Here is a 22,249-nt window from a genome sequence, read left to right on the forward strand (position 1 = left end):
GTTCTAAGATCTCAAGCATGAGAACTTTTCTGGGAATTTCCATTCCGGACGAAGTGAAAGAACAACTAACTTCGATTTGTTACGGATTACCCGATATCAAATGGGTAGATGAGGAAAATTTCCATATCACTTTAGTTTTTTTAGGAGAACAAACGCAGGAAGACGTGGATAGAATCTCCGATTTCTGCTCCGAGATTTCCGTTTCGAACTTCGACTTGGAACTTCGATCCGTAAGAGTTTTTGCAAAGCAAAAGTCCCCTTCCATTTTATTTGCGGAAGTTAAACAGAATCCACATTTACTTCAATTGCAGAAAATCTTAGACTCGGGTCTAAGAAAACGCGGCTTTCAGCCCGAACGTCAAGAATATCATCCGCATGTGACGATCGGCAGATTCAAAAACTTTTACGATGCGAAGATCTCTCCGTATCTGGAAGAATTTTCCGAGTTTTCATCTTCTAGTTTCGCAGTTTCGGAATTTCACATATACTCGTCCAGATCCTCGGCGAACGGACCCATTTATAGGATCGAAGAATCTTTCTCACTTCTTCCTTCTTACAAGGATTATGGAAAAACAAATTGAAAGACTTTTCCGAGTTTTTTAGAAATCCGCATGTTTGGGATCGGGAAATCGTCGCGGTCGGGGGAGATCTATCTCCGGAAAGACTTCTTTATGCATATAAGAATGGAATCTTTCCCTGGTCCGATCAACCGATCCTTTGGTATTGTTTAGATCCGCGCGGAATTTTCGATCTCAATAAACTGCATATTTCGAAACGTGTAAAACGAAAGATTAACCAAAAAAAGTATACGATCACTTTCAACCGCGCTTTCGAACAAGTTATGCGCTGTTGCGCCTATCGACCCGGTGAAGAAACTTGGATTACGGAGCTTTTTATCAAAGGTTATAATGAATTTCATAAACTAGGTTACGCACATTCCCTTGAGGTTTGGGACGAGAACGGAAAACTCGGCGGCGGGGTGTATGGAGTAGCGATCGGTAATTTTTTTGCGGGAGAATCTATGTTTTCTTTCGTTCCCGATTTCGGAAAAATCGGTCTATATCATTTATTTGATGCACTCAAAAAAGATAACTTTTTTCTTTTCGACACTCAGCAACTAAACATTGTTACTCTGGGACTTGGAGCCTATCAGATTCCGAAAAAAGAATATCTCAGGCGATTGGAGTCGGCGGTTGCCTCCGGAAAAAAATGGACCCCTCCTCATTCCATTCTTTGAAAAAAAACGTATTTACTTTTTTCAAATGGATGTTGCACTTCTCAGAATCAATCATTCTATTCAATAGGAAACTTTAAAATGACCCTTTTTAAGAAAATTCTTGCCCAACTTTTGATAGCCGCTATGGCGCTAACTGGATTCGCAGGACTCGTAGCAGAAGAGCCTGCCGCTGACGCACCTACTACTCAGACCGAAACTCCGAAAGAAACAAAGTCTGAAAAGAAAGGGAAAAAAGCTAAGAAATCCAAAAAGGCTAAAAAGGCAAAGAAATCTAAGAAAAAATCCAAGAAGGAAAAAGCAGAAAACAAAAAAGAAGAATCAGCTCCTGCGTCTGAATCATCTTCTACTCCTGCCGGAGAAGAGCAATAATCACTGCTTCCCGTCTATCTCTTCGGAGGTAGGCGGACCTTCCTTTTTCCGCTTTTTGCACTGCACCCTCTCTCCATACATTCGAAAATTTGGTTGACTCATTCCTTTTTCCTCTTAGCTTAATTCAGCCTTTAACCTACCGGAAAATCACTCCGGTAAAACTCACTAAAGAGGAATTGGAAATGTATAAAAACCTCGCGGATATGTTAATACAATCCACCGAGAAATTTGGAGATCGACCCGTATTCTGGAGCAAGGGAGAGGATAAAGAATTCCACCCTACTTCTTATAAACAGCTTTATGATATGGGAATTGCACTTGCTGAAGCTTTGATCCACTTAGGGTTGAAAGCGAGAGAGCACGTTGCCGTCTTAGCGGATAACCGACTCGAATGGATGATCACGGATTATGCCGTTCAGTTTTCCGGTGCGGCTAACGTACCGAGAGGAACTGATGTAACCGAATCTGAATTGGAATATATCTTAAACCATTCTGAGGCAAAAATCGTTTTCATCGAAAACGATAAAATGCTCGAAAAGTTTAACAAGGTGAAATCCAAGATTCCTAAAATCGAAACGATCGTCATTATGGACAAGGCTTCCACTGCAAAAGGAAAGAACATTCATAGTATATACGATCTGATCGAAGAAGGAAAAGCGCTCCGTGCCAAAGGTGGTAGAAAAGCCGAAAAAAGAATCGAGGAAATCAAACCCGAAGATCTTTTTACTTTGATTTACACTTCAGGTACTACGGGAATGCCGAAGGGCGTAATGCTTATGCATTCCAACATGATCCATCAGATGATATATGTCGTGCCGATGCTTTTGACCGATATCAAACCTACGGACAGCATGCTTTCTATATTACCGATTTGGCATATATTCGAACGAGTAAACGAATATGGTGCGATTTCGAGCGGTATTCAAACCTACTACACGAAAGTTTCCGACCTAAAAAATGACTTAGCGAAAGCAAAACCATCTTTTATGGCTTCTGCCCCTCGTGTTTGGGAAAGTGTGTATTCCGGGATTTACAATAAAGTAAACGATCCGAAACAAACTCCTCCCGTTCGAAGAGCCTTGTTCAAATTGGCGTATTTCTTTTCGAAACACTACAATGCTTCCCTTAGATTCTTAAAAGGATTAGAAGTAGATTATGAAAACAGGAATATTTTCAAATCCTTAGCGATCGGAATTAAGTCCTTCTTTGTAGTGCTTCTAATGGGTCCGTTCACCGTAAGTGCGCTCGCGATCTTGGCTTATTTGGCGCTTCCGGCCTATGGAATTCATCTTCCAAATGCGCTTTTCTTTACGATTGCCGGTCTCGGTCTGATCTTGAACGCAAAAACTTTGGACACGGTGGTTCTTTCTAAAATCCGCGCCGCAACAGGTGGACGACTGAAGGGATCTATGTCCGGAGGAGGAGCTCTTCAATCTCACGTGGATAACTTCTTCAACGATATCGGAATGCTCGTTCTCGAAGGTTACGGAATGACGGAAACAAGCCCCGTGATTTCAGTGCGTCCATTCGTAAAACCGATCATAGGATCCGTAGGATTCTTAGTGCCGAAATCGGAATTGATGATCAAAGACGATAACGGAAATGTTCTAACGCACATCAACGATAAGTATGAAGTTCTCGCCGGAAAGTTAGGACAGAAAGGAGTCGTCTTTGTAAAAGGACCTCAAGTAATGAAAGGTTATTTTAAGAATCCGGAAGTTACTAAGAAAACCATCGTCGACGGTTGGATGAATACGGGAGATATCGGATTCATCAACTACAAGAAGACCCTTACTCTTACCGGAAGAGCGAAAGACACAGTCGTACTTTTGGGTGGGGAAAACGTAGAACCGGTTCCAATCGAGAACAAGATGGATGAATCACCGTTTATCAAACAATCGATGGTGATCGGTCAAGATCAGAAAGTTCTCGGTGCGATCATCGTACCGGACGTGGACCAATTGGCTGAATGGTGCAAGGAAAATGGAATCGACGTCTCCAAAGTGGAAGAATTGATCAAACATCCAAAAGTGATCGATTTCTATAAAAAGGAAGTTCGTAACTACAATAGTACGAAAACGGGATTCAAATCGTTTGAACAGGTCCAACACGTAATTCTTACAAAGAAACCGTTCGAAGTAGGAGACGAGTTGACCAACCTTCTTAAAATGAAACGCCACGTGATCACGGAAAAATACAGTAAGGAAATCAAGAAAGTCTATGATAAAGACTGATCTTTAAATTCTTTTCTTATTTTAAAGCCCGAAGTTAGGTTCTAACTTCGGGCTTTTTTATGCAGAGTTCGAAAGCCGGAGAAATCAAAATAAAATCATTGAGTAGATGGTTAGGTCACAACGATAAGAACGAGACAACAAAGTCTTTCACACTTCGAAAAGGGAAGCCTCGCCTCTGCAATTAAAATTTTAATCGAATACATTCCAAAAAAGGAAAGTTTTTGAAAATCAGGTATAAAAAGAAAATTCCCATGGAAAGGTCCAACGGAATTTACTAACGAAGACGAATCTCACATAACTTATTTGGATATTTCTGAAGATAAAATTCTTTTGGCTTCGGCGAAAACATTTTGTCTAAAGGAGCATGGATCGTTCGTCTCTTTAAAATTTCCAAAGACACGGAAAATAAAAACATCTGTATCAAAAGATAAATTCGATTGTATTTCCAGAGCGGTTTGCAAATTTAAGCCTCATTAAACGTTTTAGCAAAAAATATAACAGAGAAAAATAATGAAATTCTTTTGGATACTCTTAAAAGTAACGGCCCTAACGATTTTCTTGTTCCTAATCGGTGGATTCAGTTTTTTATATATAAAATATCCGGATATCGGTAAAAAAGAAGAAATCAAAATAGAACACACTCCCGAACAAATTCGAAGAGGAGAATATTTAGTAAAGCACGTTGCCGCCTGCTTAGGTTGTCACACCGGAGATAAAAACAATCTAAAACTATATAACCCAATCGTTAAGAACATTGGAGCGGGAAACGGAAAATTTTTAGGTCTACCCGGCGAATTTTATTCCAAAAACATCACCCCTGCATTGACCGGTTTGAAGAATTGGACGGACACCGATATTTTTTACGCTATAACGGCCGGAGTCTCCAAAGACGGCACGCCTCTATTTCCACTTATGCCTTACGAAAATTATGCGCAAATGGATAAGGAAGATATTTATTCTATCATAGCTTATATCAGAACGATTCCTCCCGTTGAAAACCAAGTAGAAAAATCAAAACCAGATTTTCCTATGAATTTGATCATGAGAACCATACCTAAGGCTCCGGAATTTTCGCGAAGACCTGAGCCGGAAGACACCGTTGCCTACGGAAAATATTTGTACACGTTTGCCTCTTGCGATCACTGCCATACGCAAAAAATAAACGGCAAATCCCTTGAAGGAATGGAACACGCAGGCGGTTTTGAATTACCTTTATCTACTGGTGGAAAAGTGAGAAGTTTGAATATCACTCCTGATATTCAAACTGGTATTGGTCTTTGGACACGAGAGAATTTCATTGCAAGATTTAAGGCAAGCATAGCGAGAGCAAAGGCTAACCCGGATATCAAGCCTGGAGAGTTTAACAGCTTAATGCCTTGGTTGGAATACGCCGGTATGACGGACCAAGATTTAGGGGCCATCTTTGCCTACCTCATGAGTTCTAAGCCAGTCTCTAACAAGGTTCAAATTTTTGAAAAATAAATAATTCACACTTCGCACAGAGAAATTTCCGTGCGAAGTACGTAGGATACTTATTAAAGTAATTTCTAAATCTTCTTACGGCTCAATGGATCAGAATTCTTTCTAAAGCGAAAACAACAACCGAATGCCCGGCAGGATTTCTTCTCCTTGCCGTAAAATCAGAGGATCATGTAAGGTTAGAATCCTAGTGCCCTTTCCACTAAGAATTTGCACATACTCAAGAAAGTCCCGGTTCCTCTTGATCGAAAAGGCCGCATTTTTTGGGAGGCCGATTCCATTCTTACATTCTTGGATAAGATAACATTCATCTCCGGTGATCAAAAATTGATTCTCGATAGAAACAACCCATTCCAGCGCTTGGGAACCGGGCGTATGTCCACCGGTAAATAAGATCTGCATATCGGGAACAAGCGAATACGCGCCGTTAAACGAATGAAGTTGATTTCGTTTCTTTAAACCGTTGAGATATACCGATTGATTTGGAAAATGAGTCTGCTGAGTCAAAAGCTCGAGATCGTGATTTTGGATGTGAATATTCGCAGAAGGAAAAAGAAAAATCCCACCGGCGTGATCGAAATGAAAATGTGTGAGAACGATATCAGAAATTTCCTTCGGTTCGATCCCGCATTCTTTTAAAAGAAGATCCGGTCTTTCATAGGAAACAAAACCGAATTTCCTTTTATAAGAATCGTTTAAGAAGCCGGAATCTACCAGAATATTCCTTCCTGGAATCCGAATCAGATAAAACAAATAAACGATTTCTCTGTTTCCATCCACCTCTTCCACGTTGAGATATCGATTCGGATACGGGCTTTTTCCGTAAGAGAAAACGTAAAGTCCGAAATTCGATGAACAGTCCTGAATGGAAGTTTTCGAAGCGGAATCGGCATTTTGACTTCTTAGCCTTCCACAAAAGACGAAAAACCAGAGTAGAAAAAAACCGATCCAAATCCGTTTCATTTGATCGTTTCGGATGGACTACTTTTGATTTCGGACAAACCTTTTTGTATCGGTGTTCTAAATTGCATTAGAATTCCCTTATGAAGATGGCCTGGCAAAAGCATCCACTGCTGAAGATTTCTTAATGGTTGAACGTTGTAGTGCAAAGGATAATCCACAGGAATTTTTTCGCCATCGGGAGAACCGTATTCTTCTTTTGTTCCGTTTTGCATCGTTCTTATGACGATTCCCTTTTCATCGGTGGGTAAACTCAAGAGATTGTCCCTAAATCCCGGAGTATAAGAAAAGTAATCTTCGATGTTCGAAAGATACACGACTCGAATCGGAACCTTCAAACGCGCCGCCCTTTCCGAAACCGATCTCATACTTTTATCGGCATTGATATCGCCCTTCAGAATTTGGATTCTTCCTTGGATAACCATGTTCCGAACGTAGTTGTATTCTTCCTGAGAATGGATGAAAGTCTTCAATCCGAATTTTTGAGAGGTTCGATCGAGTTCGTTCCATCTTTGTGGAATATCGGATTTTCCTCGGTGCGCGACCTCCCAGGCTTCTCGAATGAGATTCCATTCCGGATCGTTTCCCCATTCTTTCTTTAACAATTCAAAGGAAGAATTTTTATTCTTTCTGGACCAGAGTTCTCTGTAAGATTCCGGGTCCGAGGCCAACTTAAAAAATAGAAGATGAATTCGATTGATGAGACAGATCGTATAATCAAAATCCATGAGCCAAGCATATTTACTTTTTGCCCAGGCGATAAATGTAAAATTCTGATCTGTTCCGGCTCCGAGATATCCGCCTTCCAAGTTTTCTATGTAAGGTTTGAAAAGATCGATTCTCAGTTCGTTGGATGCAGGATAGTGTCTTCCTCCAAGATCTTTTGAGTCGAAATCATCCGAGATCAATGGAGCAAGAAAGATTTTTTCCTTTTCATCCAAAGGAGGAACGTACCATGGATCACGTGGAGGAGGAGCTTTGCAGAATGTCGAGAATGCGATCAATCCCGATAGAATCATCGGGACCATTTTATTATGAAACATAAACCTGATTACTTTGAGTTGAGTTTATACCAGTTCAACCATTCGTTCCGAGAATAAAAGTTCTTTCCTGTGATCGACGATAGGGACGACATTAAAAGTTTTGAACTCGATGCTTGATTCTCTTCTAAAATTTGGATCAAAACAGGAAGACTCGCGGGATCCTTTCTTTTTCCCAATTCGGAGATCGCTACTTGTTGAAGGGCTACGTTTTCTTTTTTCGCGAAGGTTTCCAGAATTTTCCGCGATTCTTCTCCAGGAATGGATGCGATCGCAGGGATTACAATCGAAGCAGAATTGGGTTTGTTCTCCACCAAACTTGTCAGAGTTGGAAGTGCTTTCGGGGAACGAAGCAATCCTAAAGACTCCACTGCCAGGGAAGAAAGTTTTGGATCCGCAGATTTGGAAGCGACGATCAAATCTTCCAAAGCATCTTCAGCCTGCAAGATTCCCAAGGCCCACGCGGCTCCGTAACGACCTTCCCCATTTGATTCTTTCAAGACATTCAATAAAACTGGAACACTTTTTTTGTCTCCCATATAACCGAGAGATTGGCCGATCACTTCCCGATCCGGAAGTTTAGAATCCAATAACTTCTTCTCGATCAAAATTCTCGCCGTTGTAAAATGAATTTTCCCTAATACCAAAGATGCGGGCGCAGAAGAATCCGGATCGTTCTCTTCTAAAATTTTCAAAGTCAGAGTTCCGGTTTCAGAGGAAGGAATTTCCGAAAGAACGTTTACCGCGCGAAATCGAATTTCCCGGTTTTTATTTCTTAAAATCGGAACGACCGATTTGATCGCAGAAGAATCTTTGATTTCAATCACGGCAAACATAGAATTCTCGCTTCCCTTGTCGAAGTCACTCGCTAATCCTTTCACCAAAATAGGAATCGCATTCTTACTGGAAATTCTCCCTAAAGCCAAATACGCGGCGGCCAAGGTGGGCGAAGGCTCCGTAGTTTTTGCAAGATCGATTAAAAAAGATTCCGCATTCCTAACTTTCAGTTTTCCTAATGCCATCGCGTACGTTTTTGAAAACTCGGGGTTCTTGTTTTTTTTTGCTAAGTCAAGAATCGTATCTCCCGAAGATCTCGCATTGATTCTCACAAGAGTATCGACCGCAATCAAACGAAGGGTTGGATCCTCGGATTGCAAAAAAGGAAGAACCGCAGATGCCGCGGAAGGATTTTCCATTCTGGAAATTGCCTCCATTACGATATCAGGAGTTACACCCGATTCCGGTTTGAAGAGACGAACAATTTCCGATAGCGAAGAATGATCTTTCCATGTTCCCAGTGCGATCGCCGCAGTTCCTTTTACCGCCGGGTTGCTATCGTTTTTAAGAAGATCCCGAATTTGATTCAAAGAAGTTTTATGATTTCTATTAGAAAGTTCTAAAATAGCCTGAGCTCTCAATTGTGGGTTTTGAGACTTGAGTTCGCTCAAAATTTGTTCCAATGGAATTTCTTTTCTTTCTTCCGCAACCGGAAGCATGTCCGGTCTTGGCGGTCCGCCACAACTCAAAATAAAAATGAGAATGATCAGAAATAACGGCATGTTTTCTCCTTTAGCCTAAACAATCGATTCTATAGATAAATCTACGTTCAACGAGGAATTTGACTTTGAACTTGCTTTAGACCGGTAAGTTCCTTTTTCCAAAGGACAAGATCCTGGTTTGCGGTCCCGATCTGGGATGGATCCAATTTTCCTTGTTGAATCGTATATTCGATTAATTGAATTCTAGACTCCAACTCTTCTATCTTGTAATTTACATAAGCAAGTTGTTCTTTGGGATTTACGCTGGCTTCCGAAGGCGCCTTCGGTTCATTTCCGGGTTCCGCATATTTTCCGAGAGATCTCGAAATCGCATTCTTCGCTTCGACACTTCCGATGCTATCCAATCGATCTCTCGCTTCCTTTTCTTCCGCTTCTGACAAAGCAGGTTTAAATTCGGATGGGATATAAATATTCTTCGGATAACGAGCGATAAACTCGGACCATTCCTTTCGTATCTGTTCCTTTTCTTCCGGAGTTTTCCTTGGACGAAACGCTTCCGGCCAAAGTCTCTTCGCTTGAGCTTCCAATTCTGGATCTTCATTGAATGGATGCGGCGCCTCCGGAAAATACGGATCCATTTCGGAATAATATTTCGTTTTTAATACGGCTTCACTTTCTTCCACCATGGAAAGAGTATCCTTCTTTTTATCATCAGGCCAAAAAACGATAAATAAGATAAGAATGAATGCAAATAACATTGCGGCGAAAAAGATTTTCTTTCTAAATTCCATACCACTCACTTGAAATAAAAAACGCCGCCTTAAAAAGGCGACGTTTCAAATTCACTGTCTTCTTCCCCGGAAATCGAGGAGGAATTTTTGTTATACGAAGATTCCGATTACCCAAGAAATGAACTGTCCGAAAATCGTATCGGTCAGGAATTTCTTTAAGTCGATCGGATTTCTGTTTAGAGTATCGTAGTACCAAGCTGTGTATTCGCTAACTTGAGCCAGATTCAAGCCATAACGTGCGTTGATGACTTTGATCAGTTCGTTCGCGAATACAGAGTGACCGAACATGTTCGGGTGTACTCCGTCTAAACCAAAAACTCCTGGTTGGTTCGGTAAAGGCCAGCTTGCACGAGCGTAACCTGGACTCCAACCGGAAGGGCTTTGCACGATACGTCCGTTTTCTTTGATATCATCAAAGACAACTTTCAGATCAGCAACCGCAAATCCCATCGCCGCTCCTTGTGCTTTGACTTCGTTATTCAACATAGCCAAAAAGTTGGTGATGGTCGCTACTTCACTCGCATCTAAAACTTGATTCGGATCCGACACGGAGTTTCTGAAGAATGCTTTGAGACCGGTATAATTTGCTCTTCCTTGAGGATCCTTATACGGTTCCAAGAAAGCGATCGCAGTTACATTTGGAATTGTGAAAAGAACACCTCCCTTCAAACTTCCAATCGCCGCCAGTCTTCTCATCACTTCACGAATATCTCTTTTATAACGAGCCTCGTCCAAACAAGCAGTCGTTGTGGAAAGCGCAGTACAGAGAACATGATTCGCGGCTACAGTTCCAAAAAGGAAAGATGGTCTGACTTTCTCCATGATCTCAATTTGGGTTCCGGAATCCCGAAGACCAAATTGGTGGAACTTATCAGGTTCTTTACAATCTTGAACTTGTACCCAACGGTAAGTGTACCAGTACCACGTTGCCCAATACCATTGTTTATCCCACTTAGTTGCGGTGACGTCTTCGCATTTTCCGGAAGTTCTTAAAACGGACGTGTATTCAGCTCCAGTAATTCCCGCATGAGTCGGAAGGCTCACAGTAGAACCGTTACCACCAATGATGGAACCTGCGATACAGAAAACACCACAATCACCTTTCAGAACATCTTCCAAATTGATATAAGGTCCTTTCAGAACGTTATACGAAACGGAAGCTCCGGCTTGTTTGCTGACCAGAACCGGATAAGCCCAATCCTGAGTCTTTTTCTCTACTGTCGCACCGAAGAAACCATGACTCAGAGAGTCTCCAATAACCCCAGGCTTCGCAAAAAGTTGAGCCTGAGACTGCGCGGATAAAGATCCGACGCCGAATCCGAGCACAAACAGAAGAGTCGCAATCCAATTAGCTTTTTTCATCTTTCACTATTCTCCATTTTCATTTATGGCCCTGGAGAACGACTATCCTTTAAGGATCCCATCTCTCGTTCCTCTGCCGGCCCGGGTTTTTTGCCCAAAACAATCCTAAGCTTGTAACGAACAGTCAGTCAACTTCAATTAATGGGGAATGACTAACGGGGAAAAAATTTTTCCAATTTCCCATAACGTTCGATATAAAATCTTTGTTTCAAAATTCTCTGTGTAGAGTATAATATTTCATTTGATAGAAAATTAAATCGAAGAATTCGAGTTCTTTGTGACTGCAAACTTAGAGAGTAGTTCGGATTTTTTGAATCAAAGTCTAAAATTTTAAGAATTCAAAATGAAATAGTATTAGGAAGATTTCTTAAATTAATTTGGAAAAAAAAGGCGCCATTTTTTTATGAAGGAATGACGTATTTACGCGCTCTTTCTCTTTTCTCTTTCTTGATTTTGTTGCTTCCGATTCTTTCCATCGACTCCGTTCAAATCGAAACGATCGGAGGAAAAACGTTTAGGAAAGTAAAAGTCGTAAAAGAATTGGAATCCGAGATTCAATTCGAGGACGAGGATGGAATTATCCTAAGGATTCGAAAAGAAAAAGTAAAAAGTATTTCTCCCGATCTCCCGGAAGGCGCTCCGGAAATTTCTTCGGACGAAAGTCTCCCTTCCCCGAAACCAGTGGAAGAAAAATCTCCGCTCCCGGAACATTCCGTGCAATTCACACAATTTCTCTCGAACGATGGAGCCTTTCAAGGAGCCAGTCTTTTTGGAGAAAGACAAGCACGGAGAAATAATATGAAATACACCGACTACTACGAATCATATTATCTCACTTCTTCCGTAAACTTATTGGGGCTTCCGCCGCAACTTAGAATCGCATTCACCGTAATGAATCCGTTAGTCGATCGAACAAACACGGATTCGGACGGTTTTTTTCAAAATACTTCGGGCGGGAAAGATCAAACCCAACTGATCAATCAATTTATTCAAACGGGACAATTGGGTTTTGATCCGAACGAAACAAAATTAAGAAAGGAAAAAAACGGTCTGAACGACTATCTTTTCACAAATGCGGCCTATGAACATTTAACGAAACTGGGCGCATTTTCAGTCGGATTTTTATTTATCAACGTGGACGATCCGACTTTTCTGATGAGAGGTTACCTAGTCTTTGGTTGGAAACCTCCATTCTTAGATTACCTCAATCCCCAATTGACTGTGAATAGCAAAATGTTATCCGAAACCAACGGAGCCTTTCAAGGAACGCATAACGTTCGCCTTACTTTAAGCCATGAATATTTTAAAGGAAGATTGGTTCAAGTCACACCAAGCCTCGTTACCGGTTACCAGGACGTAAACGACAATATCGATCGGAAAAAAGGCATTAGCGACGTAAGTCCTAGAATTCAATTCAACTATAGCGACTTTTTTATCGCTTTGAATTGGATGTACAGAGCAACACCCTCTCTCGTGGACAATCAACTTTCAACACCGAGTTCCGGGGTGTACCAAGATACGAATGCGACCGATGGAAAAACGACCGATCCATCTAAAGTGCACGGATATTTAAATCAGGCAACGGTCGACTTTATAAGGAGCAATTCTCCAAACGAATACGTTTCAAGAGAACTCATTCAACACTATCAAAGTCAACACATCGTAAGAGGGATTTACTTTTTCAACATTGGATATTCGATTCGTATCTAAAAATTCAGTTTTGACGAATTTATACAATTCTTAACTTCCTAAAAATGATACCCTCCTCATTAATTTAGGAGGCGATCATGCACAAAGAATTTAGGAGAAAGGTTTACGACCTACCGCACAGGGGAATTCGGCACGCATTCACGATTTGGTTGTTCGAAACCGGAAAAACAAACCCTTACGACCAGAAAGAAGTACTGAATCTTATCTCCATTTCGGAGGAAGTATTTAGAATCTTAGAAGTCCACGCGGAGGATGAGGATTCCGTTTCTTTAAAACAATTGGCTTTGATCAATCCTTCCTTTTCTGCTGAAGACAGAGAAGAACACAAGAAATTAGAAATGCAAATCGAAGAACTTTGGGAAATGACCGCAAGAATTTCTGACCGCTTGAAACAACCCGAAACCCTCTCTCTCAAAATTTCAGAATATTACGATAAACTCATCTCTTTTAAGCTTTCTTACTTCAATCATATGAAACACGAAGAAGAAATCACTCAGAAGAGAATCTGGGATTCTTTTTCCGATTCGGAATTGGAAGAACAACAAAAACAAATCATAAATTCTTTGAGCGCATCCGATTTAAGACTCTGGCAAAAATACATTGCACCAACGCTACCCCCTCGAGAAAGAATCGGTTTTGAGACGATGACTGGATCGATCCTCGATTCGAAAACAATTTGAACTTGAAATTCGGATGAGAAAAGAATCTAATTCATTTGGTAAAGATAATGAATCAAAATAAAAGCCCATTTCTATTTTATTGGAATCGAAAGCCGCTTTCCTCTGAGTATGAAGTTCTGCCTGGCGAAAATTGCGTTATCGGCATTCAAACTCAGGGAAGCATTTATTTGGTTCAAAATCGTAGAAAGATAAAATTGGATTCCGCAGGGATAACGGGTATCCTTACGAACTCGAGGACTTTTTTTTCTAAAGAAGGCGTTGATTCTTTTTTGATTCAGATTCCTCCATACAAGTTGGCGACTTTTCTCAAAGAACCGTTAAAAGAGATCACTGGCAGAAGCATTTGTCTGGAAGATTTATTTTCGGAGCGCGCGATTTCCGAATTCAAAGCGGACTGTATCGAAGAAAGAGGAAAAAATCTTCCTTCAGGATGGGCCTGGTCTCGTTTTTACAAGAACCTAAAAAAGCGAAAAGATTCCAATCCGTATATCGAACACGTTCTTTCAAATATGAACGCCGCCGAGGGAAAAGTTTCGATCTCTTCACTCTGTAAAGAATTTGGTATTAGTCAAAGTAAAATGGAAAGAGATTTTAAAACGTATATCGGTCTTTCCCCGAAAGAATATTCCGATCTCATTCGTTTTAGAAAATCGGTATCGATTAAGGATGATAGCAAGAACTTAACGGATCTTGCATACGTTTCCGGTTACTACGACCAGTCTCACTTCATCCGCGAGTTTAAAAAAAGAACGGGAAAAACTCCGAAACAATGGTTTAAATAAAAAAGCCGGAGATTGAACGCCGGCTTTTGATAGAGAAATGGGAAACGATCCAAGGATCATTCCTTGTCTTTTTTCTTCTTCTTTTTAGATTTTTTGTCGGACTTGTCGTCGTCTTTATCTTTCTTCTTCTTGGATTTCTTTTCCTCTTTATCGTCATCGTCCTTATCTTTTTTCTTGGACTTTTTCTCTTTCTTTACTTCGTCCCCATCGTCTTCTTTATCTTTCTTTTTCTTTTTGGATTTTTTAGAATCATCGTCTTTATCAGACTCGTCTTCGTCCTTATCCTTTTTCTTTTTGCGTTTTGACTTTTTGTCTTCGTCGTCCGCGTCATCTTCCTTATCTTTTTTCTTTTTAGATTTCTTTTCTTTTACGGATGAATCCTCATCTTCGTCCTTATCTTTGCTTTTTTTAACTGGTTTACGATCTCCGTCACCATTTCCTTTTCCGGGTTTCGCTCTGCAATAATCGTCAACGGAAACTCCGTCTTGTCTCGTATAACCGCTTACCCAAGTACAATCATCGTTTGCTTTACAGGAAGAGGCAGATAGCCCCTGACAAGCGCTGTCCGCGGAAACAGGAGTCGAAACAAAAAAACCGAGAGTGAAGGCGATCGCGATCACCAGAACACGGCGAAAAATCAGATTCATCAGCATAATATCTCCTAAGAAATTTCTTTTATAAATTCAAAGAGATACTTTGCTTTATCCTTGTTTTATCAATAAATTTTCGAGTTTGAATTTTTAAATTTAAAGAAAGAGCACCTTATTTTGTTTCGATCTTCACGATCACTTCAAAGTGTTTGGTTCTTGGAAAAAAATCTACGAGAACCATATTCTTAAGAATGTAAGAATCTTCGCATAAATCCGCTAAATCCCTCGCTAAAGTAGTATGGTTACAACTGGAATATAAGAATTCTTTCGGTTTCTTTTTTCGGAAGGATTGAACTACTTTTTTCGACAAACCCGATCTTGGAGGATTCGCAATCCAACAAGTAGAATTGAGATCTTCATCCGGAAGGGATTCTTTTTCTAAATCCAAGGATTTAAAATCACGAGGTGAAAGCTCGTTTTTAGAAAGATTCTTCTTTGCTTGTTTTACGGAATCTTTTGAAAGTTCATAGCCGATCCAATTCTTACTTTTACTATGAAGAGCAACGGAAATCAATCCCGATCCACAATATAATTCTAATATAGATTCCTGATTTCCTGGGACAAGTTCGTATATTTTTTCCAACCAGAGAGGGATCAGAAAACGATTGATCTGAGAAAAACCGTTCGGTGGAATCTCACAAACGATTTCCTTTGGCAATGGAAGACGAACCGTTTCTCGAAGAACGACCGATTCGCTTTTATAAGCTACGACTCTTTCCCCCTCTAAACGAAAAGAAAGTGACTTTAATTTTGAAACAGGTTTAGATCCGTTTTCTTCATTGTTTAAAAATTCTTGAATCGCAAAATTCATTTCGTTCGGAAGATTCTTACAACCTTCTTCGGGAAGAGGAACGATGGAATGTGAAAATTCTTCATAAAAACCGGCGATTCGTTTTGATCCGGAAAATCCTAATGGAATCTGCGCCGTGTTCCTATAACCGATCGGATCTCCACTTAAAATTTCAATTTCAGGAATTTGAATATGATTTTTGGAAAAAGAGCGTTCCAAGGTTTCCTTTAGCAGAAACTTCTTCACTTCCAATTCTTTTTGGTAGGAAATGTACCGGTACGAACAACCGCCGCATTTTGGAAAAGCGGAACAATCCGAGGGAATTCTTTCCGATCCGTTGTTTACGATCTCGGATCCGATTCCCCAGGCAAGCGAACCTGATTTTTTGATAAGAGTTGCAAGGACGGTCTCGCCGGGAATTGCATTTTTTAAAAAAAAAGTTCCTTCTTTCGAATTCGCAATCGAATAACCGAGATTCACCCAAGCCCGTGGTTCAAGTGATATTTTTTTGGGACTGCTTTTATGTCCCTCAGACTCGGTTTTCATCAAGCTCCAACACCTTCCTCCAGGAAAAACAAAGAACCGAGAGCGCAAAGAACAATTCACCTTGACACAGGGGGGTTTTCTCACGGTAAAGTAATTCTCGTCGGGAGAAGTGGCTGAGTGGTCTAAAGCAGCGGTCTTGAAAACCGTCGTGGTAATCCCACCGTGGGTTCGAATCCTACCTTCTCCGCGACATCCTTTGGAGACGTGCCTGAGTGGCCGAAAGGAGCAGTTTGCTAAACTGTCGTACGGGTAACTGTACCCAGGGTTCGAATCCCTGCGTCTCCGGTATTTTTGTTTTCATTCTACCCATTAACCGGAATTCTCGCCTCTATGTCCTCTGAGCGGTTCAAAACCCAGGAATTTATTCAGGAAACTCTGAGAATTTTAAAAAGCGAAGAATTCCCCGGTCTTATAGGCGCAATCGCCTACGTCCCGTTCTTCGGTTGGTTCTTCGTATGGGTTTTTCGAAAGGTGCAAGATTTCGCCTCCTTCCATCTTGTTCAAGCGATGAAGTTGAACATCGCTTTCATCGCAGTTTATTCGTTCGTTTGGTTCTTAAGAGAATTTCCGGTCATCAGTTGGTTTTTGTCTTTGATCCGGGTGAACCCGATCGTCACCGATTTTATCAGTTATATTTCCTGGATCGCATTTTTAGGCTACAGTGGACTTGGCGCCTTTAAAGCGTATCGGGAAGAAAAATATGTTCTGCCTTTTTTTCCGGAGTTAGAGAATGAAATTCAAAGATTATTTAAAAAAATACGAACCGGTTCTCCGTAATCTTCCGGAAACGACAAACCGATTTTTGAGATCGGAAAGGTTCCTTGTATATTTAGTCTCTTTGCCTTTTTTCGGAACATGGCTGATCGGATTCACTTTCTATTGGGAAAACCAAACGGTTCGAAAGTATTCCGGACTTTCGTTTGTGAATTTTCTCTACTTCCTTTTCTTCCTTTTGTTCAGCGTTCCCGTATCTTGGATTCCCGTCGCCGGACCTTGGCTCGGACATTTGATTCACCTCTCAGGGATTTTGATTTATCTAGGAATCTCTGGATTACTGCTATACAATTATACAAGCGGAAAAAAGATTGCACTCAGGATTCCTGAAGAACACCTTTCTCGATTGGAATCTTATATCCATTAACCGATATGCGCCCATAGCTCAGCTGGATAGAGCGTCTGACTACGGATCAGAAGGTCGGAGGTTCGACTCCTTCTGGGCGCACCACTTTTTCCCCATTCAATCAGTAGAAAAGAATTCGGTCGATTCCGACCGAATCGAATTTTGAAAACGAATTCTAGATTTTATCTTTCGGAAACCGTGACAAACATAGAATCGATTCTTCAACGTTTCCGATTCTAGAATGATCCGGAATCGCTTCGTTAGCGAAGGAAGGAACTCTATTCTTCGGACTTCGAAGAATAGAGTTCAGTTGCGATTTAGAAAATTATTTTTTCTTCTTATTCGCCCAAGCAGGTAAATTTGGGAAAGATGTAACTACGAATTTTTTCCAATCAATATTGGTTTCCGTAAAGTTATTATTGCGTACACATACCATTCCGTTCTGAGTTTGATTCCATTGTGCACACTCGGTTTTATTTACGGTCGAAGGTAATCTTTTGATCGATTCATTCACGTCCGGGAAATAAACTGCCTCTTCGAAATTTGCCTCTTTCGAAAGCGGGGTCTTATTGAGTGTAGCGATCGAATCCTTTAAAACTCTATAAATAATTCCCTTATGAAGGTTATTTTTAACGTTTCCCAAGTTGGATCCATTTGCATAAACGCTGAAACGATCCGTGAACAGATTCTTTTTATTCGGATCACTGAGAGAATAAGTGATTTCCGTAACTCCGGCGCAGGTATCGTCATCATACGCTAAAAGATGATTTAGGATAATCAGATCGAGAGTATGATAAACTCCAGGTTGAACGTTTCCTTTCTCATCTTTCACCGGAAGCAAAAACAACTGATTTTCGGCAATTGTCTTCTGAAGGGAACGATTGAAGGATTCCGCATCACTTTCACTGTAAACTCCGGGAGCACTGTCTTTGCTTTTAGCATCAAAAACCATTTTTTTTCCGATCTTCTCATTGAGCGGTTGAGAATTCAGAGTTGCCTGAGCCGGTTGAACACCAGGCATTTTTAATACGACATCCGATGCGGAAGAACAATGGATTGTCAGACAGGATACCAAAAGTAAACAAACTAAAGATTTTATAGTCATTTTTTAAAAGAATCTCCTAAGATTTAGAATTCCAAATTTACGTAAAAGCTATTTAGTAATTCTCTATTTTACAATATTCTAAAACAAAAAAATTCCAGACAGTAAGTTTCAAAAAAGTCCGAATTCAATTTTCAGAAAAACATCCAAATGAGACCGTTCTGATTCTAAATCTTTTGAAATAGGGAAAGGAACAAAACGTATCCGATTTTATCAACACCTTGTTTGTTCGTGAATGGAAGAATTAAAGCAGGATTGAAGCGAGAACGGCCTACCGTCGCCGAAGAATTTTTATCGAGAAAAAAACCGATCCAAAGACATGTACCTACCTCCGTTTCGAAAAAGTAAAATTGAATTTGAAACGAATCTTTATCCGAATTCAATTCCCCGTCTTCCAATCCTTTGCAGATGCGGACGACTGGGATTTTAAACCGAAATTCCTAAAAAAGGGTTCTCGAAATCCCGTTCCGTATCGAAAACAAAGGTCCCCAATTAGCCAAAAAAATGCAAAAAAACGAGTGTACGAATTGACACTAAGACTGAGTCTCATTTACACTGTAAAGGAACCTAAAAGAAACGAGTTGGACCCAGATGGAAAAATGTCACTGCGCACAAGTAGCTTTCGAAACAATCGTGGAAACCGCAAAATCGGAAGGGATCGATTACAGACAGATTATAGAAAGAGTAAATGCAGGAAATACTTGCACTGCTTGTAAATCCTATCTTATTGAGTACTGTGAATCCAGACTCGAACTCCAAACCGCCTAAACAATTAATCACTGATTCCCTTTTTCTCGAGGTGCTTCAAAAAGCAGGCACCTCTCCACGTGGAAGAGCAAACCACAACTTCCACGATCTCTCCGAAGTATATCAAAGGTTTCTCAACGTTCTTACAAAGAATACCTATGTACAAGCTCACAGACACAAATCTCCTCCGAAACCAGAGACGTTCCTTGTATTAAGGGGAAGTCTTGGTTTTATTTTATTTAACGACGATGGTTCCGTCCTGGAAACACATCTCTTAAACGCGGAGGGCCCGACGTTTGGAATCGATGTCGCACCGGGTGTCTATCATACCCTCGTTTGTCTTTCGGACAACGCAGTTTGCTTTGAAGGAAAATCCGGCCCCTACAATCCTTCCACGGACAAAGACTTTGCTCTTTGGGCTCCCTCTGAGGGAGAATCGGGTTGGGAAGAATATTTAGAGAAATTAAGAGTTCTTTTTTAGAAAAATCCGTTTTTTAGCTGAATTCGAATTTTTACTTTCTTAGTGTGGAAGCCAGGTTCAATTTCGGAATTTGAAATCGTAAGATTTTTAACGTCCAAACAAATGTGATGAGCTATCCAGTTAAATACGGGCACTACAATCTAATACCGGATTCTCTTCCTTCGGAAAGCGAATTTTCGCTTAAATTGAGACCGATGGATCTTCGGGTTCAATGGAAACGTTGCTCTTTAACCGCCGATTATATTTCTAACTTTTGCTCCTTTCCCGAAAAGCTGGATCCGGATTCCTCGAATACGATATCGATCGTATTGAATGAACTCATTGAAAACGCGGCGAAATTTTCCAAAGATAGAAAGGGAGAAATTCTTTTAGATCTGAAATACTATTCGGAAATCCTTAAAATTGAAATTAAGAATTCAACCGACGAACTTTCAAAGAATAAACTGGAAAACTCGATTGCTTCTTTGATCAACAGAAACTCGGATGAAATTTATATCAATCGATTGAAAGAATCACCTTCTCCGGAATTCAACTCGGGAATCGGCCTTATGCTTTTATCTAAGGATTTTCCGGTGCGATTGGGATTTTTAATCGATGACGTTTCTTTTGGAACGTATGAAATTACAGTGAGAGCTTACTTGGATTTAAACGAAGTGGCAAGGACTAAAAGAAAAGCTCTCAATACTTGATTCTCAGTCCAAACTCGTTTTGATTTCTGCGCGCAATTTTTTTAAATTTTCCAAAAACTTAATCTGCCAGTATCTTTCTTTATTTCCCCTAAACTCAACGTTATTGATATTCTTTTTGTTATACCCTGCGACAAATCTTGAAATACTCGCGATACCGGCGCTATTTAGAAAATCTAAATTCTTTATATCAATGATCGCTTTTCCGCGGCCTGCGTTTTCAAGTGCGTTTTCAATAAGAGTAATAATAGGTTCATATTCTTCCACATTGTGTAAACGCAATGTTCCGGAAATTTTTACTCTTCCACGACTTTTTTCCGTTTCGACGGAATAATCTTCTTTCGATATTTCCATTTCTATTTACTTTCTCAAAGAACATTTTCCATTCTTAAGATCATATCCTGACTTCTCAAAAAATCGGAAGCTTTTCTTGCTTTTAAAAAAAAAGAAAATCACAAACCGATCGGTTCTTGTTAGAAAAATAATTTTTCGCAGAGTTTTCTGATTTTTTCCGTATTCCAAAGTCTCTTTTTTGGAAACGGGACGATTTTTCCTTTCTGAGTTTCATTCCATCTTTCGTTCTTCACAACTTCCCCTATTTTTTGATTATGTCGTTTATCCGAATCGCTCTCTATCTTCCCCATTGATAGTACTTTCGGTTTCGGAGAAGCCGATCTTCAGAACCTACTCTGAAAAAACAAAACGAAGATTCGGAATTCCTCTCCATTTTTTGGTAGTTCGTGCTCTAAAAATTTCTGCTTTTCAAATTCGGATCTGTAAAAGCCGAAAAATAGAGAATTCAAAAGCTTTCAGAGGCTTCTTCCACATTTTTTAGAAGTTTCTTTATGAAAACTGTTGCCACATTCCTTCCCCTAAAGAGACTATATGAGATTGCGGGAAATTTCCCAATCTACTATAATATAAAAAATTACGCCTGGAAAGAAGCTCTTATGCCTGAGTTTGATTCGATTGATCTTATGAATTTTGCAGTCTACGGGAACGAACACGATCCCGAATGGGCCGATATAAGAAATTATATCAAGTCCAGCGCCTCCGCACAGAAAGAGTTGGAAGAATTAAGACGTTCCGTTCCTCAGAATGCCAGAAAGAGAAGGGATCCGATTCGTTCGCATGAGTTAGGTGACAATCGATCTTATGGACAGGATTCTTCTTCCGATCCGAGAAACGCAAATTCTCCGGAGGAAAAAAAGAAATGGTGGTCTATTTTTACGGGGGAATAAAATGACTTCCCTCATTGTATAATACGAGGGAGAAGATCATGGAAAAGGAAGCGCAGACATATTTAAGACTAAAGCAGTTTGTGGCTCCTTTCTTGGGTTTCGCCGTAAACATCAACGCATATGGAACGGAAAATATAGTCCAAGAGGGAAAAATCATTCTTGTGAGCAATCACAGATCGGATATGGACCCGTTCATCCTTTCTTATACGTTTCCACGTTATATTTCTTGGATCGCCGCAGACTATACTTTTCGAATTCCAATTTTTAAAGATTTAGCAAAACTCGCCGGCGGAATTCCGATGGCAATCGACGGCAAAATATCGATGGCGAGCATCAAGATGGTGCAACAAGTCTTTAAAAGAGACGGAGTTCTTGGCATTTTCCCCGAAGGTCATGATTACATGGTTAAGAATGATTTTTCGGGACCAATGGTAAAATTTCACGACGGCTTTGCCGCATTCTCGATTCGAAATAAAGTCGATATTCTTCCCTCCGTAATCGTACCTATCGAAGAAAGTTATTCAGACATTCCGATTCCATCGTTAGTTCGTTCCTTTATGGGAATGCCGAAGGAAGTTTGTGATATCAAAAGAAGATCGATTTACAAAAAGGTCAAAGTACTTTACGGACCAAAAATCGATCACAGGCCTTATTTGGAAGGAAAGTTGGAAGACAATCTTAAGAAACTTTCAACCGAAGTCCGCCTCAGAATGGAAGCCCTTCAAAAAGCGGATGTCGCTTAA

The 22,249-nt window shown here is 40.3% G+C and carries 22 protein-coding genes, 3 tRNA genes and 1 pseudogene; 17 read left to right on the forward strand and 9 right to left on the reverse strand.

Translation table 11 applies throughout. The features are described 5' to 3' along the window. The first annotated feature begins 17 nt into the window (after positions 1-17). From thpR to DLM75_RS02405, 5 genes are all read left to right on the forward strand, one after another. On the forward strand, positions 18-581 hold the full coding sequence (thpR, locus tag DLM75_RS02385) for an RNA 2',3'-cyclic phosphodiesterase (RefSeq protein ID WP_118966941.1): 564 nt from the start codon (positions 18-20) through the stop codon (positions 579-581). Next, positions 578-1,237 (forward strand): leucyl/phenylalanyl-tRNA--protein transferase, encoded by a 660-nt coding sequence (aat, locus tag DLM75_RS02390; RefSeq protein ID WP_118966942.1) that lies wholly within the window; start codon positions 578-580, stop codon positions 1,235-1,237. Before thpR ends, aat begins: the two co-directional genes overlap by 4 nt. A 78-nt stretch (positions 1,238-1,315) precedes the next feature. Continuing rightward, on the forward strand, positions 1,316-1,606 hold the full coding sequence (locus tag DLM75_RS02395) for a hypothetical protein (protein WP_118966943.1): 291 nt from the start codon (positions 1,316-1,318) through the stop codon (positions 1,604-1,606). Positions 1,607-1,788: 182 nt separating this feature from the next. Beyond that, the gene (locus DLM75_RS02400) at positions 1,789-3,840 is read left to right on the forward strand and encodes an AMP-dependent synthetase/ligase (RefSeq protein ID WP_118967935.1); all 2,052 of its coding nucleotides are present in this window, start codon (positions 1,789-1,791) and stop codon (positions 3,838-3,840) included. A 510-nt stretch (positions 3,841-4,350) separates the two neighbouring features. Next, a complete protein-coding gene (locus DLM75_RS02405) occupies positions 4,351-5,322 on the forward strand; it encodes a c-type cytochrome (RefSeq protein WP_118966944.1) in 972 nt (323 codons plus the stop codon). 102 nt (positions 5,323-5,424) lie between these two features. Here DLM75_RS02405 and DLM75_RS02410 read toward each other — a convergent pair. From DLM75_RS02410 to DLM75_RS02430, 5 genes and pseudogenes are all read right to left on the reverse strand, one after another. Continuing rightward, positions 5,425-6,177, reverse strand: a pseudogene (locus tag DLM75_RS02410) (N-acyl homoserine lactonase family protein); the annotation flags it as partial. A 101-nt stretch (positions 6,178-6,278) separates the two neighbouring features. Continuing rightward, positions 6,279-7,322 carry an LIC_10091 family lipoprotein gene (locus tag DLM75_RS02415; protein ID WP_118966946.1) on the reverse strand — a complete coding sequence of 348 codons (1,044 nt, stop codon included), beginning with the start codon at positions 7,320-7,322 and terminating at the stop codon, positions 6,279-6,281. A gap of 8 nt (positions 7,323-7,330) precedes the next feature. Further along, positions 7,331-8,815: a HEAT repeat domain-containing protein gene (locus DLM75_RS02420; protein ID WP_118967936.1), complete on the reverse strand. Its 1,485-nt coding sequence runs from the start codon at positions 8,813-8,815 to the stop codon at positions 7,331-7,333. A gap of 110 nt (positions 8,816-8,925) precedes the next feature. Continuing rightward, a complete protein-coding gene (locus DLM75_RS02425; protein ID WP_118966947.1) occupies positions 8,926-9,609 on the reverse strand; it encodes a hypothetical protein in 684 nt (227 codons plus the stop codon). A gap of 90 nt (positions 9,610-9,699) precedes the next feature. Further along, the gene (locus tag DLM75_RS02430; protein WP_118966948.1) at positions 9,700-10,971 is read right to left on the reverse strand and encodes a hypothetical protein; all 1,272 of its coding nucleotides are present in this window, start codon (positions 10,969-10,971) and stop codon (positions 9,700-9,702) included. Between the two features lie 411 nt (positions 10,972-11,382). Here DLM75_RS02430 and DLM75_RS02435 point away from each other — a divergent pair, with 411 nt between their 5' ends. The 3 genes from DLM75_RS02435 (at position 11,383) to DLM75_RS02445 (ending at position 14,143) form a co-directional block, all read left to right on the forward strand. Further along, complete coding sequence (locus DLM75_RS02435) at positions 11,383-12,681, forward strand: hypothetical protein (protein WP_118966949.1); 1,299 nt, start codon at positions 11,383-11,385, stop codon at positions 12,679-12,681. Between the two features lie 77 nt (positions 12,682-12,758). After that, positions 12,759-13,361, forward strand: a complete 603-nt coding sequence (locus tag DLM75_RS02440; protein ID WP_118966950.1) for a hemerythrin domain-containing protein — start codon at positions 12,759-12,761, stop codon at positions 13,359-13,361. Between the two features lie 47 nt (positions 13,362-13,408). Then, positions 13,409-14,143, forward strand: a complete 735-nt coding sequence (locus DLM75_RS02445) for a helix-turn-helix domain-containing protein (protein WP_118966951.1) — start codon at positions 13,409-13,411, stop codon at positions 14,141-14,143. A gap of 56 nt (positions 14,144-14,199) precedes the next feature. On the opposite strand, the gene DLM75_RS02450 is transcribed toward DLM75_RS02445, so the two are convergent. Together DLM75_RS02450 and DLM75_RS02455 are read right to left on the reverse strand one after the other, a co-directional pair. Further along, complete coding sequence (locus tag DLM75_RS02450; RefSeq protein WP_147456598.1) at positions 14,200-14,790, reverse strand: hypothetical protein; 591 nt, start codon at positions 14,788-14,790, stop codon at positions 14,200-14,202. Between the two features lie 115 nt (positions 14,791-14,905). Next, positions 14,906-16,129 carry a class I SAM-dependent RNA methyltransferase gene (locus DLM75_RS02455; protein ID WP_118966953.1) on the reverse strand — a complete coding sequence of 408 codons (1,224 nt, stop codon included), beginning with the start codon at positions 16,127-16,129 and terminating at the stop codon, positions 14,906-14,908. Between the two features lie 103 nt (positions 16,130-16,232). On the opposite strand from DLM75_RS02455, the gene DLM75_RS02460 reads away from it, so the two are divergent. The 5 genes from DLM75_RS02460 (at position 16,233) to DLM75_RS02480 (ending at position 17,354) form a co-directional block, all read left to right on the forward strand. Continuing rightward, a tRNA-Ser gene (locus DLM75_RS02460) sits at positions 16,233-16,316 on the forward strand. Between the two features lie 11 nt (positions 16,317-16,327). After that, a tRNA-Ser gene (locus DLM75_RS02465) sits at positions 16,328-16,414 on the forward strand. A gap of 45 nt (positions 16,415-16,459) precedes the next feature. Beyond that, positions 16,460-16,906: a hypothetical protein gene (locus DLM75_RS02470; RefSeq protein WP_118966954.1), complete on the forward strand. Its 447-nt coding sequence runs from the start codon at positions 16,460-16,462 to the stop codon at positions 16,904-16,906. Then, positions 16,860-17,270 (forward strand): hypothetical protein, encoded by a 411-nt coding sequence (locus DLM75_RS02475; RefSeq protein WP_118966955.1) that lies wholly within the window; start codon positions 16,860-16,862, stop codon positions 17,268-17,270. Before DLM75_RS02470 ends, DLM75_RS02475 begins: the two co-directional genes overlap by 47 nt. 7 nt (positions 17,271-17,277) lie before the next feature. Further along, positions 17,278-17,354: transfer RNA gene (locus tag DLM75_RS02480), tRNA-Arg, on the forward strand. A 220-nt stretch (positions 17,355-17,574) separates the two neighbouring features. Here DLM75_RS02480 and DLM75_RS02485 read toward each other — a convergent pair. After that, entirely contained in the window at positions 17,575-18,354 is a 780-nt protein-coding gene (locus DLM75_RS02485) for a hypothetical protein (protein ID WP_118966956.1), read from the reverse strand. 685 nt (positions 18,355-19,039) lie between these two features. On the opposite strand from DLM75_RS02485, the gene DLM75_RS02495 reads away from it, so the two are divergent. Further along, positions 19,040-19,579, forward strand: coding sequence for a WbuC family cupin fold metalloprotein (locus DLM75_RS02495; protein WP_118966958.1), 540 nt, complete (start codon positions 19,040-19,042; stop codon positions 19,577-19,579). Between the two features lie 107 nt (positions 19,580-19,686). After that, a complete protein-coding gene (locus DLM75_RS02500; protein ID WP_118966959.1) occupies positions 19,687-20,268 on the forward strand; it encodes a slr1658 superfamily regulator in 582 nt (193 codons plus the stop codon). 3 nt (positions 20,269-20,271) lie between these two features. Here the strand turns inward: DLM75_RS02500 and DLM75_RS02505 are convergent, their stop codons facing one another. Further along, the gene (locus tag DLM75_RS02505; protein WP_118966960.1) at positions 20,272-20,619 is read right to left on the reverse strand and encodes a slr1659 superfamily regulator; all 348 of its coding nucleotides are present in this window, start codon (positions 20,617-20,619) and stop codon (positions 20,272-20,274) included. A gap of 596 nt (positions 20,620-21,215) precedes the next feature. On the opposite strand from DLM75_RS02505, the gene DLM75_RS02515 reads away from it, so the two are divergent. Both DLM75_RS02515 and DLM75_RS02520 read left to right on the forward strand, forming a co-directional pair. After that, on the forward strand, positions 21,216-21,506 hold the full coding sequence (locus DLM75_RS02515; RefSeq protein WP_118966962.1) for a hypothetical protein: 291 nt from the start codon (positions 21,216-21,218) through the stop codon (positions 21,504-21,506). Between the two features lie 38 nt (positions 21,507-21,544). Continuing rightward, positions 21,545-22,249, forward strand: coding sequence for a lysophospholipid acyltransferase family protein (locus tag DLM75_RS02520; RefSeq protein WP_118966963.1), 705 nt, complete (start codon positions 21,545-21,547; stop codon positions 22,247-22,249).

The sequence above is a fragment of the Leptospira stimsonii genome (assembly GCF_003545885.1).
Classification (GTDB): Bacteria; Spirochaetota; Leptospiria; order Leptospirales; family Leptospiraceae; genus Leptospira; species Leptospira stimsonii.

Bases quoted from the DNA above. Each gene is read 5' to 3' on its own strand.
- thpR (WP_118966941.1), top strand. From the start codon at position 18: ATGAGAACTTTTCTGGGAATTTCCATTCCGGACGAAGTGAAAGAACAA.
- DLM75_RS02395 (WP_118966943.1), top strand. From the start codon at position 1,316: ATGACCCTTTTTAAGAAAATTCTTGCCCAACTTTTGATAGCCGCTATG.
- DLM75_RS02400 (WP_118967935.1), top strand. From the start codon at position 1,789: ATGTATAAAAACCTCGCGGATATGTTAATACAATCCACCGAGAAATTT.
- DLM75_RS02405 (WP_118966944.1), top strand. From the start codon at position 4,351: ATGAAATTCTTTTGGATACTCTTAAAAGTAACGGCCCTAACGATTTTC.
- DLM75_RS02415 (WP_118966946.1), bottom strand. From the start codon at position 7,322: ATGTTTCATAATAAAATGGTCCCGATGATTCTATCGGGATTGATCGCA.
- DLM75_RS02420 (WP_118967936.1), bottom strand. From the start codon at position 8,815: ATGCTTCCGGTTGCGGAAGAAAGAAAAGAAATTCCATTGGAACAAATT.
- DLM75_RS02425 (WP_118966947.1), bottom strand. From the start codon at position 9,609: ATGGAATTTAGAAAGAAAATCTTTTTCGCCGCAATGTTATTTGCATTC.
- DLM75_RS02430 (WP_118966948.1), bottom strand. From the start codon at position 10,971: ATGAAAAAAGCTAATTGGATTGCGACTCTTCTGTTTGTGCTCGGATTC.
- DLM75_RS02435 (WP_118966949.1), top strand. From the start codon at position 11,383: ATGACGTATTTACGCGCTCTTTCTCTTTTCTCTTTCTTGATTTTGTTG.
- DLM75_RS02440 (WP_118966950.1), top strand. From the start codon at position 12,759: ATGCACAAAGAATTTAGGAGAAAGGTTTACGACCTACCGCACAGGGGA.
- DLM75_RS02445 (WP_118966951.1), top strand. From the start codon at position 13,409: ATGAATCAAAATAAAAGCCCATTTCTATTTTATTGGAATCGAAAGCCG.
- DLM75_RS02450 (WP_147456598.1), bottom strand. From the start codon at position 14,790: ATGAATCTGATTTTTCGCCGTGTTCTGGTGATCGCGATCGCCTTCACT.
- DLM75_RS02455 (WP_118966953.1), bottom strand. From the start codon at position 16,129: ATGAAAACCGAGTCTGAGGGACATAAAAGCAGTCCCAAAAAAATATCA.
- DLM75_RS02470 (WP_118966954.1), top strand. From the start codon at position 16,460: ATGTCCTCTGAGCGGTTCAAAACCCAGGAATTTATTCAGGAAACTCTG.
- DLM75_RS02475 (WP_118966955.1), top strand. From the start codon at position 16,860: ATGAAATTCAAAGATTATTTAAAAAAATACGAACCGGTTCTCCGTAAT.
- DLM75_RS02485 (WP_118966956.1), bottom strand. From the start codon at position 18,354: ATGACTATAAAATCTTTAGTTTGTTTACTTTTGGTATCCTGTCTGACA.
- DLM75_RS02495 (WP_118966958.1), top strand. From the start codon at position 19,040: ATGCAGGAAATACTTGCACTGCTTGTAAATCCTATCTTATTGAGTACT.
- DLM75_RS02500 (WP_118966959.1), top strand. From the start codon at position 19,687: ATGAGCTATCCAGTTAAATACGGGCACTACAATCTAATACCGGATTCT.
- DLM75_RS02505 (WP_118966960.1), bottom strand. From the start codon at position 20,619: ATGGAAATATCGAAAGAAGATTATTCCGTCGAAACGGAAAAAAGTCGT.
- DLM75_RS02515 (WP_118966962.1), top strand. From the start codon at position 21,216: ATGCCTGAGTTTGATTCGATTGATCTTATGAATTTTGCAGTCTACGGG.
- DLM75_RS02520 (WP_118966963.1), top strand. From the start codon at position 21,545: ATGGAAAAGGAAGCGCAGACATATTTAAGACTAAAGCAGTTTGTGGCT.